Source organism: Algoriphagus zhangzhouensis, assembly GCF_900148515.1.
Taxonomy (GTDB): domain Bacteria; phylum Bacteroidota; class Bacteroidia; order Cytophagales; family Cyclobacteriaceae; genus Algoriphagus; species Algoriphagus zhangzhouensis.
In genome coordinates this window covers 173366-193018 of record NZ_FRXN01000003.1, presented here as the reverse complement: position 1 = coordinate 193018, position 19653 = coordinate 173366, and the positions used below count along the sequence as shown (strand labels likewise).

The 19653-nt window shown below is 37.7% G+C and carries 21 protein-coding genes; 11 read left to right on the top strand and 10 right to left on the bottom strand.

The window, feature by feature from the left end:
- Positions 1-92: 92 nt before the first annotated feature.
- The 7 genes from BUF13_RS11170 to BUF13_RS11140 all read left to right on the top strand — a co-directional run bounded on the left by BUF13_RS11170 (position 93) and on the right by BUF13_RS11140 (position 6221).
- Positions 93-620, top strand: coding sequence for a gamma carbonic anhydrase family protein (locus BUF13_RS11170; protein ID WP_073571895.1), 528 nt, complete (start codon positions 93-95; stop codon positions 618-620).
- 84 nt (positions 621-704) lie between these two features.
- On the top strand, positions 705-1226 hold the full coding sequence (locus BUF13_RS11165) for a hypothetical protein (protein ID WP_134204430.1): 522 nt from the start codon (positions 705-707) through the stop codon (positions 1224-1226).
- Positions 1227-1326: 100 nt separating this feature from the next.
- Complete coding sequence (locus tag BUF13_RS11160; protein WP_073571893.1) at positions 1327-2040, top strand: esterase family protein; 714 nt, start codon at positions 1327-1329, stop codon at positions 2038-2040.
- A 29-nt stretch (positions 2041-2069) separates the two neighbouring features.
- Positions 2070-3026 (top strand): ATP-grasp domain-containing protein, encoded by a 957-nt coding sequence (locus BUF13_RS11155; protein WP_073571892.1) that lies wholly within the window; start codon positions 2070-2072, stop codon positions 3024-3026.
- 11 nt (positions 3027-3037) lie between these two features.
- Positions 3038-4156 carry a carboxylate-amine ligase gene (locus tag BUF13_RS11150; RefSeq protein WP_208327376.1) on the top strand — a complete coding sequence of 373 codons (1119 nt, stop codon included), beginning with the start codon at positions 3038-3040 and terminating at the stop codon, positions 4154-4156.
- Between the two features lie 38 nt (positions 4157-4194).
- Positions 4195-5025: a type 1 glutamine amidotransferase gene (locus BUF13_RS11145; protein ID WP_317129064.1), complete on the top strand. Its 831-nt coding sequence runs from the start codon at positions 4195-4197 to the stop codon at positions 5023-5025.
- 5 nt (positions 5026-5030) lie between these two features.
- Positions 5031-6221, top strand: a complete 1191-nt coding sequence (locus BUF13_RS11140) for a hypothetical protein (protein WP_073571890.1) — start codon at positions 5031-5033, stop codon at positions 6219-6221.
- 30 nt (positions 6222-6251) lie between these two features.
- On the opposite strand, the gene pyrE is transcribed toward BUF13_RS11140, so the two are convergent.
- A complete protein-coding gene (gene pyrE / locus BUF13_RS11135) occupies positions 6252-6899 on the bottom strand; it encodes an orotate phosphoribosyltransferase (protein ID WP_073571889.1) in 648 nt (215 codons plus the stop codon).
- A 97-nt stretch (positions 6900-6996) separates the two neighbouring features.
- Here pyrE and BUF13_RS11130 point away from each other — a divergent pair, with 97 nt between their 5' ends.
- The gene (locus BUF13_RS11130; RefSeq protein WP_073571888.1) at positions 6997-7671 is read left to right on the top strand and encodes an NUDIX hydrolase; all 675 of its coding nucleotides are present in this window, start codon (positions 6997-6999) and stop codon (positions 7669-7671) included.
- Positions 7672-7684: 13 nt separating this feature from the next.
- Here the strand turns inward: BUF13_RS11130 and coaD are convergent, their stop codons facing one another.
- From coaD to BUF13_RS11110, 4 genes are read right to left on the bottom strand one after another with little or no spacing between them, the layout of a single operon-like run.
- A complete protein-coding gene (gene coaD, locus BUF13_RS11125; RefSeq protein ID WP_073571887.1) occupies positions 7685-8140 on the bottom strand; it encodes a pantetheine-phosphate adenylyltransferase in 456 nt (151 codons plus the stop codon).
- Positions 8141-8143: 3 nt separating this feature from the next.
- The gene (locus tag BUF13_RS11120; protein WP_073571886.1) at positions 8144-8962 is read right to left on the bottom strand and encodes a DUF3822 family protein; all 819 of its coding nucleotides are present in this window, start codon (positions 8960-8962) and stop codon (positions 8144-8146) included.
- Between the two features lie 12 nt (positions 8963-8974).
- Positions 8975-9556: a hypothetical protein gene (locus BUF13_RS11115; RefSeq protein ID WP_073571885.1), complete on the bottom strand. Its 582-nt coding sequence runs from the start codon at positions 9554-9556 to the stop codon at positions 8975-8977.
- 47 nt (positions 9557-9603) lie between these two features.
- The gene (locus BUF13_RS11110; protein ID WP_073571884.1) at positions 9604-10113 is read right to left on the bottom strand and encodes an NUDIX domain-containing protein; all 510 of its coding nucleotides are present in this window, start codon (positions 10111-10113) and stop codon (positions 9604-9606) included.
- Positions 10114-10128: 15 nt separating this feature from the next.
- Between BUF13_RS11110 and BUF13_RS11105 the strand changes: the two genes are divergently transcribed.
- Both BUF13_RS11105 and BUF13_RS11100 read left to right on the top strand, forming a co-directional pair.
- On the top strand, positions 10129-11571 hold the full coding sequence (locus tag BUF13_RS11105) for an ATP-dependent DNA helicase (RefSeq protein ID WP_073571883.1): 1443 nt from the start codon (positions 10129-10131) through the stop codon (positions 11569-11571).
- A 114-nt stretch (positions 11572-11685) separates the two neighbouring features.
- Positions 11686-12081 (top strand): DUF1573 domain-containing protein, encoded by a 396-nt coding sequence (locus BUF13_RS11100; RefSeq protein WP_073571882.1) that lies wholly within the window; start codon positions 11686-11688, stop codon positions 12079-12081.
- Positions 12082-12166: 85 nt separating this feature from the next.
- On the opposite strand, the gene rsgA is transcribed toward BUF13_RS11100, so the two are convergent.
- From rsgA to BUF13_RS11065, 5 genes are all read right to left on the bottom strand, one after another.
- A complete protein-coding gene (gene rsgA, locus BUF13_RS11095) occupies positions 12167-13228 on the bottom strand; it encodes a ribosome small subunit-dependent GTPase A (protein ID WP_073571881.1) in 1062 nt (353 codons plus the stop codon).
- Between the two features lie 51 nt (positions 13229-13279).
- Positions 13280-14452: an alpha/beta hydrolase-fold protein gene (locus BUF13_RS11090; RefSeq protein WP_073571880.1), complete on the bottom strand. Its 1173-nt coding sequence runs from the start codon at positions 14450-14452 to the stop codon at positions 13280-13282.
- Between the two features lie 101 nt (positions 14453-14553).
- Positions 14554-15951 carry an amidohydrolase family protein gene (locus BUF13_RS11085; protein ID WP_073571879.1) on the bottom strand — a complete coding sequence of 466 codons (1398 nt, stop codon included), beginning with the start codon at positions 15949-15951 and terminating at the stop codon, positions 14554-14556.
- A gap of 488 nt (positions 15952-16439) precedes the next feature.
- On the bottom strand, positions 16440-17126 hold the full coding sequence (locus BUF13_RS11075; RefSeq protein WP_073571877.1) for a CPBP family intramembrane glutamic endopeptidase: 687 nt from the start codon (positions 17124-17126) through the stop codon (positions 16440-16442).
- Positions 17127-17410: 284 nt separating this feature from the next.
- Complete coding sequence (locus BUF13_RS11065; protein WP_073571875.1) at positions 17411-18070, bottom strand: hypothetical protein; 660 nt, start codon at positions 18068-18070, stop codon at positions 17411-17413.
- A 368-nt stretch (positions 18071-18438) separates the two neighbouring features.
- Between BUF13_RS11065 and BUF13_RS11060 the strand changes: the two genes are divergently transcribed.
- Positions 18439-19539 carry a nickel-binding protein gene (locus BUF13_RS11060; RefSeq protein ID WP_073571874.1) on the top strand — a complete coding sequence of 367 codons (1101 nt, stop codon included), beginning with the start codon at positions 18439-18441 and terminating at the stop codon, positions 19537-19539.
- The last annotated feature ends 114 nt before the right edge of the window (positions 19540-19653 follow it).

The window sequence follows — 19653 nt, the reverse complement described above, 5'->3', positions numbered from 1 at the left end:
TCAATGTATATACACGAAAACCCAAAATTGTGCAAAAAGTTCGAACCTGTGAAATAATTTTTTCAAATTGCTTAAAAAAATAATTGAAAAACATGCAAAGCACTGATCCTCTGATACTTGAAGTAAATGGTAAAACGCCTCAATTTGGTAAAGGCTGTTGGTTTGCGCCTAATGCAACTATTGTTGGAGATGTGAAAATGGGGAGAAATTGTACAGTTTGGTTCAATGCAGTGATCCGAGGGGACGTCCATGAAATCAGAATAGGGGATGCTACCAACATCCAGGATGGCGCTGTAATTCATTGTACTTATCAGAAAGCAGGAACCTATATAGGAAATCAAGTTTCGATTGCTCATAATGCAGTAGTACATGGCTGCACTATTCATGATCGTGTTTTAATTGGAATGGGAGCAATCGTGATGGATGGAGCTGTGGTTCATTCAGGAGCAGTAATTGCTGCTGGAGCAGTTGTTTTAGCAAATACCATAGTAGAGGCCAATTCCATCTACGCGGGGATGCCTGCCAAAAAAGTAAAGCAAACTGGACCTGAAATGGAGGAGGTGATTCTTAGAACAGCTAAAAATTATCCCCTATATGCTCAATGGTTTCAGAAAAAGTGAAATTTAGGGGATAAATTCTCTTAAAATTTTTATATAACACATTGATTTACCTAAATTTAGGTAGACTTTTAAACTGATTTTTTTATGGATAAATTTTTGAACCTTATAGGGAAAAAGTATGTGCTCTTAACCCTATTCTTTGCAACACTGATTTTTAATTTTCTACTGTCTTATTTTATGCCTAAGGATTATGCCTTGGATTTGAAATTTGCCTACACCTATTGGGAGGCGATTCAGTCTCTGAGTGCTATGGATCTAAACACCAGAAACTTATATAGGGCTGGGATTTGGATTTTAGATTTTCCTTACCTTTTGATTTATTCATCTTTCCTAATAGGGATTTTAGTAAAGCTATACGGAAAGCAGCCAATTATTTGGCTTCCTTTGCTTGTAGGTACAGTTGATCTATTTGAGAATATATTAGAAACTATCTTATTGAATACTTTTCCGTTTACCAGTCATCTTTTGGTACTATTTGCATCATTTTTCACGACATGCAAATGGATTTTGGTCGCAGGAGTTGGACTTTCAATAATTGTAGGAGTAGTGAAGCTTTTTCTTTTCAAAAAACATCCTTTGCATTCTAAGTCCGAAGTGGAAATTTAATTTAAACTTGACCTAATCTTTAAGGAAGGTTCTTTGCTTTTCAGTTTATTTTGAATAGTTTTTCAAAAAGTCTTGAAATACAGTCCCCAAGGAGCCTTATATGAAAGAAGAATATTTTAAGTGGTATTCCCCACACCTCCATAGGGATGTTCAGATGCTATCATTTGGCCATGCAGGTTACCCTGTAGTCGTATTCCCTACCTCACGAGGTTCATTTCACGAAAATAAGGATATGGGTCTAATCGATTCTGCTCGCTGGTATATAGAGCAAGGCCTGATTCAGATCTTTTGTCCTGAAAGTAATGACGCAGAAAGTTTCTACAACAAAGGCATTCACCCACACGACCGCATTCAAAATCAAGTTGCCTTTGATAAAATGATTTGTCATGAAGTGGTAGAGCGAATTAGGCTCAATACTGCCATGGCCAAAGTCGTCATGGCAGGTTGTAGTTTTGGAGGCTATCATGCCGCCAATTTTGCTTTCCGCCACCCCGGCTATGTGAGTCACATGTTCAGTATGTCTGGAGCATTTGATATTCGAAGTTTTATGGATGGGTATCAGCATGATGATATTTATTACAATAGCCCTCTTGAATATCTTCCTGGATTGAATGACTTTGAGCTTTGGAATATGGATATCATCTTGGGTACCTCCAATTGGGATATTTGCTTTGACGCAAATCTCAAATTAGATGATTGTCTCAATAAAAAACATGTCAATCACTGGCTGGATATTAGGCAGAATCGACTTCACGATTGGGACCTTTGGAAAGAAATGTTCCCTCATTATCTCAGTAGGATCAAATTTGATTAAATCAACCATCACCTTTTTATTAAAGTTTTATGAAAAAAATTGGAATACTTTTCGGAATGGAGGACACCTTTCCTCAGGCATTCATTGATAGAGTCAATCAGAAAGCCGAAAAAGGTATAATCGCAGAAGCTGTTAAAATCGATAAGGTAATCCAAAATGAATTAACCGAATACGCAGTAATTATTGATCGGATTTCTCAAGATGTTCCTTTTTACAGGGCATATTTGAAAAATGCAGCGCTAACAGGGACGGCCGTAATCAATAATCCATTTTGGTGGAGTGCTGACGACAAGTTTTTCAATAATTGCCTTGCAGATCAATTGGGAGTACCTCTTCCAAAAACGGTGATTCTACCATCAGCTGAGCATCCCACAGACACAACAAGCAAATCCTTTAGAAATCTCGTTGCTCCATTGGATTGGCAAGGGATCTTTGATTACATCGGTTTTCCTGCCTATATGAAACCCTATGCTGGCGGAGGATGGAAAAATGTATACCGTTTAGAAAATAAGGAGGAATTTTTCCAAAAACATCCTGAAACTGGCCAGCTGGTGATGCTTCTTCAAGAAGAAATTGTTTTCGACGAGTATTTTAGAGTTTACTGTTTGGGAGGAAAGGCTGTGAGAATCATGCAATATGAACCTCGAAATCCTCATCATTTAAGATATGTGGTGGATGGTCCGCCAGCCTCGAAAAAGCTTTTGGCCAAAGTCAAAGAATATACGATTGCTCTTTGCAAAGGCTTGGGATACGATTTTAATACTGTAGAGTTTGCTGTAAGAGATGGGATTCCTTATGCCATTGACTTCGGCAATCCAGCTCCCGATGCAGATATCAATTCTGTAGGGCAGGAGAATTTTGAATGGGTGGTTGAAGAAGCTGCGAAAATGGCTATATCCTATGCAAAAGCCCAAAAGCCAGGAAAAATGAATTTGACCTGGGGGACTTTCGTAAGAAATGCCGCCGAAACAGCCAAGAGGTTTTAATCTCAGAATTTATGAGTGCATTGATTAAAAAACTCCCTCCTTTTACCTTGGGAGTGGAAGAAGAATACCAGATAATAGATCCCGAAACCAGGGATTTGAAATCTCACATGTCCAAGATTGTGGAAGGTGGGAAAATACACCTTCGAGAACAAGTCAAGGCTGAGATGCATCAGTCTGTTGTTGAGGTCGGTACCAATATTTGTAAGAACGTAGGGGAGGCGAGAAAGGAAGTTTCTTTTCTTAGAAACAAGATTTCAGAACTTGCTGGGAACCAAGGTTTGGTAGTTGGAGCTGCAGGCACACATCCCTTTGCCAAATGGCAAGATCAGGAAATTACAGATGATCCGAGATATCATAATATCGTCAATGAACTGAAGGATATCGCTAGGTCCAATTTGATTTTTGGACTTCATGTACATGTTGGGATTGAAAGTCGAGAGATCGCTCTTCAGCTTATGAATCAGGCATGTTATTTCCTCCCGCATATTTATGCTTTGACCACTAATTCTCCTTTTTGGGAGGGTAGAGATACCGGGTTTAAGGCTTTCCGAGCTAAGATTTTTGCAAAATTCCCTAGAACGGGTTTGCCTGAATATTTTGATTCAGTCCAGTCCTATGATAATTTCTTGGAGATCTTGGTAAAGACCAATTGCATCGATAATCCTAAAAAGATCTGGTGGGATCTGAGGATGCATCCATTCTTTAGCACCATAGAATTTAGGATTTGCGATATGTGTCTAACAGTGGATGAAACAATCTGCGTTGTAGCATTGATTCAGGCTGTGGTAGCTAAGCTTTATAAGCTTTTGATGAGCAATACTAGTTTCAATATCTATCGTATTGCTTTAATTCGAGAGAATAAGTTTAGAGCAGCTAGAAATGGATTGGAAGGCAAGCTGATAGACTTTGGTAAAAAGACAGAAGTACCGACCCAAGATCTGATTTTGGAACTATTAGATTTTGTAGATGATGTGGTGGATGAATTGGGAAGCAGAAAAGAAATTGAATTCGTCCATCAGATTTTGGCTAAAGGAACGGGAGCAGACCAGCAATTGTCAGTCTTCGAAAAGACTAAGGATACCAAGCAGGTAGTGGATTATATCGTCGGAAAATTTAATCAAGGGATTTAAGCAATTGCTACCTTTGTAGAAATTTAAATTTCAAGAAATTGGGGAAGAGAAAATTGCATTTGGCGATACTGGATATGTACGATGGAGAGCCCAATCAGGGAATGCGTTGTATCCGTGAAATTGTAGAAAGATTCAGTGAGAATATTTCTTATAAGATTTTCGATGTCAGAGGAAAAGCTGAGTTACCAGAGATAAGAGATTTTGATCTTTTTATCTCGACCGGAGGCCCTGGGAATCCTTTGGAGGGAGATGGGAATTGGGATTTGAAATATTTTGATTTCTTGGACCAAGTCTGGATTTGGAATCAAAACCATAGCCGAAAGAAATACCTTCTTTTAATCTGTCACTCATACCAGATGGCCTGTAGACATTTTGGTCTAGGCCAAATCAGTAAAAGAAAGTCGACCTCATTTGGAGTGTTTGCAATCCATAAAACCTCTGATGGAATGCAGGATAAACTTTTCCGCAATTTGGATAATCCATTTTGGGCTGTAGATAGCCGTGATTTCCAAGTTTTGAAGCCGGATCACAAGAAGTTTAAACTTTTGGGCTCGAAAATTATCGCACTTGAGAAAATCCGAAATCATGTGGAGTACGAAAGAGCTATTATGGCCATTCGTTTTTCAGATGAAATTGTTGGGACTCAGTTTCATCCGGAAGCAGATCCGGTTTCCTTTTTGGCTCATTTGAAAAAGCCTGAGGTTCGAGAAAAAATCATTGCCCTAAAAGGAAAAGCCAAGTTCAGGACGATGCTGGAAGACCTGGTAGATGAAAATAAAATTTATAAAACGAATGAAGTTTTGATTCCTAATTTCTTGGAAAATAGCATTCGGAAGCATCGAGGGAGAGATCTTGAAGTTTTGACTTGATATTTATGATTCAACCGATTAGAAGTATTTTTAATAGTCATTTTTCTCCTGAAACTTATCGGGATTTTCTGGATTCTGTAGAAAAGGATTTCAATCATAAACCAACCTTTCGGATTGCGGAAAGCCCTTTTTTTATACCAAAGGATTTTCAAAGCCAATTGGAAGAAGCATGCGATCAGGTAATAGATTTTATCAAAAGGCCTGATTTCAAAGCTATCACACAAAAAGCATTGGATTTGAATACTAGCGTTCCCAATGAAGATGCTCATACTCAGTTTTTGGCTATCGATTTTGGGGTTTGTGAGGAAAACGAGAAGTTAATTCCCAAGCTAATTGAGGTTCAAGGATTTCCTTCAATTTTCAATTTTCAGTTTAATCTCAATCGGAAATTCAAAGAAGCATATCCCTTTTTGGAAGACTATACTCCATACCTCAGTGGATTGGATGAATCGAGTTATTTAGAAAAACTCAAGGAGGTGATTCTGGGAGACTATTCACCTGAGGAAGTGATTTTGCTTGAGATTGAGCCAGAAAAACAAAATACTAAAATTGACTTTTACTATTGTCAAAGGGACTTGGGAGTGCGGTTCGTTTGTGTCACAGCAATAAAAAAAGAAGGAAAGAAACTCTTTTATACGGATGCTGATGGCAAACGAATCCAAATCAAACGAATTTATAACCGGGTGATTTTTGATGAACTGGATGCCAGGCCAGACTTGGATATGGCCTTTAGTTTTCAGGATGATTTGGAAGTAGAGTGGGCTGGTCATCCCAATTGGTACACTCGGATTTCGAAGTTTATTCTTCCTTACCTTTCGGGACCCTACTTTATTGAAACCACTTTGCTGAGTGACTTAGAGAGTATTCCTGAGGATTTGGAAAATTATGTATTGAAGCCTTTGTTTTCTTTTTCAGGTGCAGGAGTCATTTTCAATGTGACTCGTGAGGGCATAGAAAAAGTCGAGGAGAAAGATCTTTTTATCCTTCAGAAGAAAGTGAATTATCAGCCCGTTATCCAAGCGATAGACGGAAGAGTAAAAGTGGAGGTTCGCATATTAGCTCTATGGCCAGAGAAAGACGAGAAGCCCACATTGGTAGGGAATCTTTGTAGATTGAGTAGGGGAGAGATGATCGGTGTCAAATTCAACAAAGACAAAGATTGGGTTGGAGGATCCATCGGATTATTTGAGAAATAAAAAATGCCGGCTAAAACCGGCATTCATTATTTATTGAGGATTCCAAGCTGCTGGATCTTTTCTCCAGTCAGCCAATGAATTCAAAACCTCGTCTTTTACATATTTCCGGGCAACAGCTCTAGGAAGCATCGCTTCATAGTGGGAAAGTACGATTAGGTCGACATCTGCATTTTTGAAGTTGTCGTCAGCGATTCCAAACCCATAGCTGAAAATCGCAACCATCCCCATCACTTCAAATCCTGCATTTCTTAGATCTTGTACGGCTTTCAAAGAGCTTCCTCCAGTAGAAACCAAATCTTCGACCACTACGACTTTTTGACCTGGGACAACTTTACCTTCGATCATATTTTCCATTCCATGACCTTTTGGTTTGGAGCGAACATAAATGAAAGGTAGGTCTAGATCATTTGCCAAAAGTGCTCCTTGGGGGATTCCTGCAGTAGCTACACCGGCGATGGCTTCAGCTTCAGGGAAAAAGTGCTGAATTGACTTAACCAGATTCTCTTTAATTAGATTTCTGACTTTCGGGAAAGAAAGTGAAAGTCTATTGTCACAATAAATTGGAGATTTCCAACCTGAGGCCCAAGTGAAGGGTTTTTCAGGCTGTAATCGAATCGCTTCAATTTCAAGCAATTGGTCAGCAACCTCGGCTGCGATGGAAGAGTCTAGAATTTTCATGCCTCAAAAATAAGTGATTAAGAATGGTTCAGGTTGTGGTAAGCGAAATTTTTATGCATTTTTGACCATTCACAGTATACCAATCGACGATTCTTGCATGCGAATCTTTGTCAATGACAAGCCTCTGGACTTAATTAGCTTCGAAGAGCTTCACCCATCCAAAAAATACGACGCCATATTTTCTGAATCTGATGATCTGCCTTCGGCAGCTCTTTGGCAGGATGATATTCTATTTCAAGAGCCTTCCCATGATTTGATCATTCGGATTTTGTATCAAATGAGGACTCGCAAGTTGAAAGATTTGGATTCTGTTACTTTGGTATCAAGTGATAAAAATGCCCTGAAGAAATTTGTTAAAAGTCGCTTTTATACGATTAAAGCCGCTGGAGGCATTGTGACCAAAAAGGATAAAATTCTTTTAATATATCGACTAGGGAAGTGGGATTTTCCGAAAGGAAAATTTGATAAAGGAGAAACTCCTCAGCAGTGTGCGGTGAGAGAAGTGGAAGAAGAGTGTGCGATCCAAGTGAAGCTAGGTAAGCCAATCTGCAATACTTGGCATACCTATACCCAAAACCGGAAAAGCATTCTCAAAAAGACCTATTGGTATGCGATGAGTAATGTTTCAGATGCTGGAATGAAGCCTCAAAAAGAAGAGGGAATCGAGGATATTAGATGGTTTAGAGAAGGTGATGCAAAAACAGCTTTGGTCAATTCATACCCATCCATGAGATGGCTTTTTAAGCAATTCCTTAATAATCACCTTAAATAAAGTAATCTACCGATTAGATATTGTAAGGGAGGAATTCACTTACATTTCCGCCATACCTATGAACTTCACGGATTACAGTAGAGCTGATGGCCGCGTATTGAGGAGAAGTGATCAAAAATACCGTTTCCAAATCTTCATTTAGATAGCGGTTCATTTGAGAAATGGTGTTTTCGTATTCAAAATCGGTTGTATTTCTTAAACCCCTGATCAGAAAACCAGCCCCATGCTTTTTTGCAAGTGTAGAGGTCAGTTCATTGTAAACAATGACTTTCACGCCAGGTATTTCTGTATATACACTTTCGATTTTTTCCACCATCAAATCGATATCAAAATAGCGGTTCTTTTTGGTGGAATTGTATCCAATGCCAATGATGACCTCATCAAATAGGTCTAAACTTCTCATCACTATATCGTGATGTCCCATAGTATAGGGATCAAATGAACCTGGAAAAATGGCTATTTTACTCATGTTTTATTGGTATTGCCAAGAGACTTCAAACAATCCCAAATCTTTGAGATGCTTAAATCCATGGGAATAATTTTGATTGGCGTGGGGAGTTAAAATTCTGAAATTCTGAAAATATTCTTTTCCCCAATCATCTGTTATGTCACTTTTAGAAGGTACTCCAAAAATGCTGATTCGTACTAAGTTTCTCTGGAATTTGAGCTGCTCAATTAATATCAGAACATATTTCAGAATGTCCTCTTTGGAGTCTATTTGGAATAAGTTGAATGCGCTGAGTTCCTGATCTGTGAAAGCAGCTACATACATTTTGTTGCCAAAAATATTGATCAAAATCTCTTGACCGATAAGATTGAACCTTTCTTTGAATAAGTAAGATAAGAAAGAAGAACTTCCGTGGAAGAAGCTCAATTCAGAGAATCTGGCTTGAAGAGACTTGTTCAGCTTTTCATCAATATATGAAACGATCTGTAGATTGTTACTGTCTAGCGGGGTATTGAAATAAAAAGGATTGGCTGGCATTTCCTGGATAAATGTGAGAAAATTGGCCTCATTTCCTGATGAAAAAAGAACTCCAGGGACTAAACTGAATCCTCTATGGTGAATATAGACCTTGGCAGGTAGGTCAACTCTAAGGAGGGGATCACTCAATATTAATTGATCAATCGATTTCCAGTTTAGATTCGGGTAATAATGGATACCGGTGTTTGATTGATTTTGATCTTTGGCGAAAATCACCAAAAAATCAGGGTATAAAAAAAGTGATAAGCTCGCTGCGTCTTCCACATCAAACTTATCACTTTTGAATACTTTGAGAGTATTTTCCAAAATTAGGAGGGATTATTTCCAGTTACCTTCAGTAGAAGCGTCAGTTCTGGATCCTACTCTTAGAGCTTTTTCGTTATTGTTCAATTTTCTTTCAGGATTCATTGGAGCTGGATCTCTGATTTCGAAAACGTTGATTTCGTAGCTGTTTCTTTCGATTTTGTCAGCGAAGAATTCAAATTGCTTTCCACCTGAAGCAGGAACAACTGCCATAGTCTCTAAGTTGAAGTCAGGGTATTTTCTAGCGTTGAACAAAGAGTCCATAACAGGAACAGAGCCCAAGGTATCGAATTCAACTGTTGTTTCTTCCTTACCATATTCCAACAATTTAGTTGTCTCAGTTCTTTGAACTAGCCAAATCTCACCGTTTTGGATGAAGTTTTTCAAATCATTCCAATTTCCGGCGTATTCACCATTGGATGCTTGATATGCCAATTGAGCATCTCTCAGCATTTGTAGTTTTTCAATGATAGCTCCTTCTACAAGGGCAATTCTTTTCTCTGTTTCCACTACATCGTCCACACCTTTCCATAGAAGGTAGCCTAAGCCGATCGCTACGACGAAGAAAACAATAGATAATACTTTGGTTAGATTCATTTTGTTGAAATTTTAAATCTGGGTAAGGTTGATGGTTTTAAATCGTGCTATTTTAGATAATTATTTTCAAAATTAAAATATCCTTTACACAATCCTAGCTCCTGAAGGGATTTAATATCCCAAAAGATTTGATGAACTGACTCCCGGGGCAATGAACGGATATCTGAAATACTCATCCAGGCAATATCGGTCATGATTTGATTTTGCTCATCCAATTCCGGGTCAGTGCCAAGCGCGATTTCTCCCGAAATATAGGAAACTTCAAAAAACAATTCCATAGAATGTAGGGGGGGGCGAAAAAATTCATGCACAAACAGGAAGTTTTCAACACCTATTTCTAGACCTGTTTCTTCCAAAAATTCACGTTTCAAGTTGCATTTGGCACTGGTTCCAAAGTTCATCCCTCCTCCGGGAACAGACCAAAATTCCTTTTGATCTCCCATCAAATGTCGGATCATCAGGACCTTATCGTTTTGGATCAAAACCCCGTTTACTCTTGTGCGAAGCTGATTGCCAAACTTTGCATTTATTTCATTGCCGATTTTGTCTTCCTTCATGTACTTTCGTTGTCTATGGGTAAAGATAACCAGACCAAATGGAAACCATCAGATCTGATTCGAAGTAATTTTTCGTTTCAGCCCACCTCTGGACAGGCTGAATTCTTCCGAAAAATGGACAATTTTCTTGCCCAAAATGTAGACGAGAAACCCACCTTTGTATTGAGAGGATATGCAGGAACTGGTAAAACTTCCGTGATTTCTGCATTGGTTCAAAGTCTTCCCAGATTGCAGATGCGATCATTATTATTGGCTCCTACAGGCCGTGCTGCAAAGGTAATGAGCAACTACAGCGGACGAGCAGCTTATACCATTCATAAGATCATTTATAAGCCAAAAGAGGACTCTAGTGGCCTTGGGATGGGTTTTATACTTCAAAAGAACTATTACAAAAACACAGTTTTTATTGTAGATGAATCCTCAATGTTGGCCGATGATGGGGGGATGTCAGGTAATTTGTTGGGAGACTTGATACGCTTTGTTTTTTCAGGAGAGGAGAATCGACTCATTCTGGTAGGGGACACTGCCCAGTTGCCTCCAGTGGGAAGTGAATATAGTCCTGCCTTGGATTCAAATTACCTTCAAAGGTATTTTCGCCTTCATGCAGACCAAGTAGAATTAGTGGAGGTGATGAGGCAAAGACTTGAGTCTGGGATTCTATACAATGCTTCTCAATTAAGGCAATTGATTCCTCAAGAAAACCCACAGATCCAATTGAATACATCATCTTTCAGGGATATCTTTAAGATGACTGGTGAAAGGTTGGAGGATGGGCTTAGATACGCCTATGATAAGTTTGGGACAGACAACACAGTGATCGTTACCCGGTCCAATAAGAATGCAGTCCAGTACAATCTTTATATCCGAAAAGTGATTCATTTTTTCGAGGATGAGATCAATACCGGGGACTTGTTAATGATTGTTAAAAATAATTACACCTACATGGCTGAGTCCGAAAAGGTGAATTTTTTGGCCAATGGTGACATGGCGGAAATTATGAAAATTAGGTCTTTCGAAGAATTGTATGGATTTCGGTTTGCCACTTTGGAGCTACGCTTGCTGGATTATCCAGATGAGCCACACTTTGAGGCGAAAGTGCTCTTAGAAACCCTGTATTCTTCAAATCCATCCTTGTCTCGGGAGGAATATAGAAACCTATACAATCAAGTTTCAGAGGATTACGCTGATATAGCCAACAAAACCGAACGTCAGGATATGATCAGAAAGGATCCATATCTAAATGCCCTTCAGGTGAAGTTTGCCTACGCTTTGACTTGTCATAAGGCGCAAGGAGGGCAGTGGCCGGCAGTTTTTGTTGATCAAGGCTATTTGCCAGATGAAAAAGTGGATAAGGATTTTTTGAGGTGGCTCTATACTGCAGTTACTCGGGCATCAGAAGAATTGTATTTGGTGAATTTTTCTCCAACTTTTTTCAGTGGAAATACGTCTGAGAGCTGAGAATTAAAAATGAACTCTCACGTCTTTGGCAAGGTTTTTTAGGTAGTATAATCTGAAAGACCTTTGAAAAGGCCTCAAAAAAATGAATATTTGAAACTAATAACCGATATGATTATGAAAAAAATTGGATTGTTCTTAAGCCTGTTTGCATTAGTTTTTGCGTTTCAGGCAAATGCTCAAACAGAAACAGGAGCAGTGATCAAATTTAAAGAGAAGTCAATTGATTTTGGAGATATCAAACAAGGTGATAAGGTTTCTCACACATTTGAGTTGACCAATACGGGTAATACCCCTTTGATTATTTCCAATGTAGCTGCAACATGTGGCTGTACAGTACCAAGCTGGCCAAAAGAGCCAGTAGCTCCAGGTGCTACAGCAAAAATTCAAGTTTCCTTTAATTCAGCTGGAAAAATGGGTAAACAAAATTCAGTTGTAAGGATTTATTCGAATGCCTCAGAGCCGATTGAGAAAGTTTCCTTAATCTCTAATGTGCTTCCAAAAACGAAGTAATATTAAATCAAAATAAAATTGAAAGCCCCGAATTTTCGGGGCTTTTTTTTTGCAAAACCTGATCGACTTTTTCGTTTTTCTTTTATTAAAGCTTCCCCTGATCCTTTTTGAAGTTCTTCATCATCTTTCCGAACTGCTTGTCTTTTTTTCTTTTTTCAGCCACAGTAGACTCAAAATGTGATTTTTCCCGCTCCATTTTGAGGAAGTTTTCATAGGTAGAAATAGCAAGGTCTCCATTTTCGATTGCATCAATCACTGCACAACCTTTTTCATTTATATGAGTACAGTCTTTGAATTTGCAATCCTTGGACAATTCATAGATTGTATCAAAAGTTTCTTCAAGTCCTTTCCCTACATCGGCCATTCCTACTTCCCGCATCCCTGGATTATCAATTAGGATTCCTCCATTTTCCAAAATCAATAATTCTCGGTGACTGGTTACATGTTTTCCACGATTGGTGCTAGAACTGATTATGTCAGTTTTCATGGAGTTATTCCCTGAAAGAATATTGGATAGGCTGGATTTACCGACACCTGATGAACCAAGAAGACAATAGGTTTTGCCTTTTTTTATTACCTCTCTTACTTTTTTGATTCCTGATAAATTCTCATTGCTGATTGTAAAAAGTGGTATATGAGGTATTCTTTCCTGAACTTTTGATACTAGTGAACTTAATTCACCTTCATCTATCAAATCAATTTTGGTAAGGATGATATAGGGACTGACTTTGGAGTTGTTGCAAATGGTGAGGTAGCGCTCAATCCGATTAATACTAAAATCCCGGTCAATAGCCAATACTATAAAGGCAAAATCAATATTGGTTGCGATAATCTGCTTTTCTCCATGCTTTCCTACCGCTTGCCTCTCCAGTATTGTTTTTCTAGGGTAAATGGCATGAATCAAAGCTTCGTCTTCGTTGTATTCAGAAATTGCCACCCAATCTCCTACAGCAGGAAAATCTTCTCTGCTATTGGCGGTGAATCTTAAATTCCCAACAATTTCACTGTCATATTCTTTTTCTGATGTTTTTACTATGTATCGCTCTTTGTGCTCAGAGGTAACTCTCCCCGTCAAAAAAGAATCAAGGTGATGCTCTTTTCGATACTTGGCCATCCTCTCATCAAATCCCAATTCCTCTAGTGTCATGGCGGTTTCTATTTAATTTGAAAAATAGGCTTTAAATCCTTTCAGCGGAATTTACATATTTTCCTTTAGGTTAGATATTCTATTGGCAGCGTGTTTATTATCGGGGTTGAGAGCTAATGATTTCTGGTAGTTTTCAATCGCTTTTGAAAGGTTGCCAAGCATTTCATAGGCCTCTCCCAAACTATCGAAAGCATTGTAGGAATTAGGATAGTACTCTGTATTTAGAATGAAAAAATCCAAAGCCTTAGTTTTTTCAACATCATTCCTACTTTGAAGGAAAGTGTATCCAATTCGATTGACCAATTGTTCAGTAGGGTAAAAGTCAAAAGAAAGACGATTGGATAGGGCTTTGAAGTTTTCGTCTAATTGATCTTTACTTTCAATATCTCGGTAATAAATTCCATATCCCTCAAAAATCGCGGAGATACCGTTATAAAATGCAATCTGAGGAACCGATCCGTGATTTTCATCTTGAAAATATTCCAGTTTTGCAGGAAATTCCCCTTCACATTTACTGTTCAAAGACTCAAATAAGCGCACATGCCTGTCTCTGTTTCTGATGTTTCTTTTGCCCCAATTGGCCGTGGCAATGTAAAGGTATCTATCAAAGGAGTTTTCAGTAAGAGCTTCTAATTTTTGATCCATAGTTTCGTCGTCCCAAGTACCAAAGCTTGGATCCACAGCAATAAATGAATTGAAAAGTGTGTGTTCTTTCATGTAAGCGTGGGTTGCCAAAAGTCCACCTAGTGAATGGCCAAATAGAATTCGATAGGGCGTTGTTCTGAAGTTTTTATCCAATTCAGGGATTAACTCCTTCTCCAAAAAACTCAAAAAGTTTTCTCCACCACCGCTATCATTGGGACGAGAAGTCACGATTTTATCCGGAGTGAAATCTCTTCTTCTATTTATATTTTGAATAGCTACCACAATCATTTCGGGAATTCTTAAGTTTCCATTGTATCCGGAACTCATGTAATTGACTGCCCCGGTGATGGATTGGAAATGAAGATTTCCGTCCAGAATAATTAAAAGTGGATATTTTTTGTAGGAAGTACCTTCATCATCATAGGATTCAGGCAGGTTGATCCAATATTCTCTTTCTTCATTGAGAATTGTTGAGTGAATTTTGTGTTTGGTGCCAATTGTAATTGGATCGATGTCTTGGGAAAATAGTGGTGTGAATCCAAAAAGGACAAAAAGAAAAGTTAAGATGGGTTTATTCATTCTTGGGATTTTGTAGGTGGGTGAATTTTAAATATATCCCAAAATTACGGTAGGTGATCAGTAAAAGTTGTTTTAAGAATGAATTGACCTAAAGCCGGCCCTTAGTTAGAGGTTCTTTCTTCCAAATTTCTCAAACTTTCTAAAGTTTCCTTATCAAAATACATTCCTCTTCTTATGAGTCCATCGATGGTTAGAGTGTTTTCAATATTTACCAAAGGGTTTTGATCAAGAATCAGGAGGTTGGCAATTTTTCCTTGCTCAATAGTTCCCAAATCATTTTCTCTTTGTGCAAATATTGCGGGGTTAAGAGTTGCCGTTTGTAAAGCTTCCAATTCAGAAAAACCTGCCTCAACGAAAAGTTGCAATTCCTCATGGAGGCTAAACCCAGGATAAACATTTGGGGAGCTTGTATCTGTTCCTGCTAAGAACTTAGATCCATTGTCTAGCATCTTTTTTAAGATGGTCATATGCAACTTGAAGAATGCTATTTCCGCTTGATTGAATTCTTCTGGGATCTGTAAATAGGCTGGAGTTTCGTCTTCTGTTAAATCTCCAAACCAATACTCTTGTTCTTCTGATGGAATAAATTTTAATCGTTCATCATGCCTGAAAATAGAATCATATGCGATTGAATAAGCACTGTTTTTAGTTGTGATCAATGTTGGGCAAAACCATGTTTGGTCAGACTTGGTTACATCAAGAACCTTTTCTATTAGACTGCTATCATACCTTTCTAAAAATTCATTTAGAAAATGAGCGTATGTGTCATAGTTTGAAAATTGCGTCTCCATAAAGCTGGGGTTTGGAAGGGCATGCTCCAATCCTAACCAATGTTCAATACTTTTTTGGCCAGTTTTTATTACTTCTTGTGTTGTCAGCATATTGGGCACATGTCCAGCAAAAGGGATATCAAGTTTTTTGCACTCATCTACTATGGCTAGGTAGGTTTCATGATCCAGGTGATGATAAATTTTCACAAAATCATACCCTGTTTCAACATATTTTTGCACTAGGCTGCGACCTTCCTCAGGGGAAGAAGCGATTTCGGTGCCTGGCCAATTGTCACCGGGTCCATCAGTAATAGGACTAGAATATAAAAACTCGAACCCTTTGTAAAAACCATCTTTTCTGTTGAGAAGGATGTCGTTCATTCGGGAAGAATCTCCATGCATTACCCTCAATCCAGTCACTCCTAGAGAGGTGTACAAGTCAGGAACCCACGAGTAATCAACTATGTGAGCATGCATATCCCAGAGGCTAGGGATTACGAATTGATTTGTTCCATCTAGAAATTGAAGACTTTTTCTAGTAGGGTCATGGTCCTCAATTTTATTTATTCGTTCCCCTTCAATCCAAATGTCTTTATTGCTCAAAAGACTTCCTGTTTCGATATCAATAATCGTGATATTTGAAATGAGTAGGGCTGCTTGCTTTTCTTTTAAACAAGAATTCAAAAAAATACAAATACCAATAAAGAAGAGCTTTTTGAAAGCTGACATTGATTCTAGGACTTAAAAGAAATAGGAATGAAAGCACCTATATATGCTCCAACAAGGGCTGAAGGGAAGCTGCAAACAAAGGCGAAGATTAATTCGAATGGAGCCAAATTGTGAGAAGTAGGATCCCAAAATTGAATGTCATAGAAGATCCGTATCAAGTTTGCAAGTAGAACACCAAGGCTAATAAAAAAAGCTAACCTGAAAGCTTTTGGCTCATTCAAAAAAGAGAAAATCAATGCTCCAATGAATGATAAAGCACCTATTATCAACCAGATGCTTATTCCCCCCAACTCGGTTTGATTGTAGGGTTGAAACCAATACGTAATGATGCCTATGAATAGGCCAATCAAAAATGGAATTAGCTTCAAATATTTTTTCATTTGAAATTCAAGATTTTAATTAATCCTCTTTTCAGGTAATAATATAATGAATTTCAAGGGGTTCTACGCTTGGAGGTTTGCTTTATTGTTCTTTTCAAATTCCAATTTTCAAGACTTTTCTTTGGCAACAAAATAATGGACATAGATAATAAGAATAGCAGGGACGATGAACATCCCTGTAGAAAAATTCAATAAAGATACCCAATCAGAAAGCTCCTTGCCACCGGATGAAATAAGGATTGTTTCGCCAAGAGGACCTTTTGAGAAAACCGTATTATAAACGAAGTTCCAACCTAAATGAAGTCCAAATGGAAACATGATTGATTTTGTTTTTGCAAACGCCAAAGCCCAGGAATACCCCATCAATCCTGTCCCCAAAAAAATCAGTACCATCGGTAGAGTATTTCCAAGTATTCCATAGGAGAACCAATGATATACGCCAAATGCGATGGCAGAAATCAATATGCTTTTCGAATTACCAATTTTATGGATAAGGATATAAAGAATTGCCCCCCTAAAAATCAATTCTTCAGTTAGGACTGATTTGAAATCCCACCAAAAGGAATTTAGGATCAGACTGGAAGAGATTTGATCATTAATAACCCAAGAAGAGGATTGGAGGTAGGATTCAAATACCTGGGCAAGCACACAAAGAAAACCTGTAATCAGAAAACCAGAAATGAATTGAAAAAACCGTTTCCCAAATGGTAAAAAGCCTAAAGCAAGAATACTTTTCTTCTCAAAAACATATAGGAGTAGCCAAGAAATTATGAAACCAAATAAGATGCCCAGCATTTAGGTTTTTTGGTTAGGTGTTCAAAAAAGATGAAGGTCAATCCTTCCTTCTGTTTTTTAATATAATCAATTCATAGGCTTAGCAGCTCCAAGCGTCATCTGGTGAACCGCTATTTGAAAATTGATTTTTTTAGGACATTGATTTGAAAGAAAGTGCTGAAATGAAAAACCTACTTTGAAAAAGTTTAGAGGAGTTACATGAATTTTAGCTTTTCCCTGTTCAAGTGGTTCACCGGAATTGGGACAAGTCATGTTTTCTACTTTTGATAGGTTTGATGCTATCTTTAAAATTGGATGGTTCCAACTGAAATTCTCTTCTGATTTACCTTATAAAATAGATTCTGATTTTCTAGTTCTAAGCCTGCTCGAATCGTTCCGTCTACACCTTGACTAGTCAATACAATTACATAAAATATTTCAGTTTCATTAGGTTGGATAGACTTATCCAGTTGAGTTTCTTGGCTAAGAATTCGGTCTAAAATGAAATCCGTGTTAGACAGTCCATAATTCATTTGGTGAATTTTATCATCAGACATTTTGGTAGGAGGTAGGAACAGTTTATATCGGATTTCTTGTGAGCTAGAAAGCTCTTGATCCTCTGATGGCAAGTTTATTTTGATGTCAACTGGTCGGTCTGTCTTATTAAGAAATTTTGTCCAAAAAACTGCATATACATAGTTGTTTCCTTGAGGGTCGGTGTATTTCTGTCCTCCTTTTGGAAAGCTGTTCAGGATTAATAAAGAATTGCCTAAAGAATCTGAATATTCAAATTGGGTGTCTAAAAATTCTTCTCGATTTGAGTTTTTTGTTGAATCTACATGAACAATATTGAAAATTTCAAGTCTTTTGGAAATTGAAGGATTTTCAGGAATGGATTTTTTGGTGTCTTTGCAAGAGCAAAAAGCGATCAGGATAAAAAGTAAAGATACTTGGAAGCTTTTCATATGGTTTAAGACATTGTTTAATTTTAAAGGTGTTCAAATGCATTGGATAATAAAAACCCGAATTTCCTATTAGATTAATTATGGTTATTGAAGCTCTATGGATTCAGATTCTTCACTTTAATTAAATAATTGTCGGTTAGATCGAAATAGTGATTTTTGGACTAGAAATATTATTCCCTATATATTAATTTGTCACTGACACTTTTTTAACTTAACATCTAACTTGGGTCCTTCTTTGAAGTAAAATCTTCTATACTCCAATTTGCTCTTTGCATATGTCCTACCTATTAGGATTCTGGTTTTAAGGCGTTTATGGTCCTGTTAAATAAATAAAGTATATATTGCCCATCACCCTGATAATTGAATCTATGCCTATATATATGGATCGTCATGATGTATCTAAAGAAGTAACTGCCGAAAGTGTTGCTCATCTACATCAAGAAGATCTAAAGATCCAACATAATTACAATTGTCGCGGGTTGACTTATTGGTTTGATGATAAGCGAAAAACTGCATTCTGTTTAGTTGAAGCTCCAAATGCCGAGTCTGTGTATAAAATGCACGAACATTCACATGGAGAATTACCACACTCAATTATTGAGGTGAATCCGGATCTTGTTGAATCTTTTCTTGGAAGGTTGGGCGACCCAGTGACAAATCCGAGCCATAAATTGAATATAATTGACGAACCAGCCTATCGGTTTCTGCTTTCAATTCAAATTCAAATCAGAAGGCAAAGCAAAAATCAGATTGAAAGATTACCTTCTATGGTTAGAAAGCTAAAGGGTATGGTGGTGAAGATTGTCAATGAATTCCATGGAGATTTGGTACAGCAGGAGAGCACGAGTTTTCTTGTTTCATTTACCCAAGCTCAGATTGCTATCCAGTGTGGAGAAAAGCTTCAGGCTTCAATTGGTCAATCAATTCCCAGTCTAAGTTTTAGTTTGGGGTTAGATTCAGGATTGCCCGTTGATGGAAACAAATTAATCTTCGAAGATACAATTCGTACTTCCAAGCGACTAAGTGAAATCGGTAAAGAATTTTCCGTTTCTCCTGAAGTACAAAAACTATATGAAGCCGATTCTTTAGAAATTAACCTTAATCCGAATAAGGAAAAGAGTATCAGTGTGGTTGAAATGATTTTTTTTGAAAAGTTCTTCGAGTATTTGGAAGGTAATTTTTCTAATTCAGAATTAAGAATTGATTCTTTTGCAAGCAATTTGGGGTATAGTAGGTCTCAGGCCTATCGAAATTGTATGAATTTGGCAGAAATGTCTCCCAATTATTTTCTCAAAAAATATAGACTTGAAAGGTCTTTAAAAATCCTTGAAGGTAATCCTAGTTCTATTTCTGAAACAGGTTTTTTATGTGGCTTTTCTAGTTCTTCCTATTTCTCCAAATGCTTTCGAGGCATGTATGGAGTTTCTCCAAAAGATTACCAAACTGCTATTCACGCCCAACTGATTTAAAGATTCTACTTTTATTTGGTCAAATTTTACAAGCTTTTGGTTTGAAAGTGATAGTACAGCTCTTTAGCAAATGGTAATTTTGAATGGAAATAAAACTTTTAACAACCATTAAAG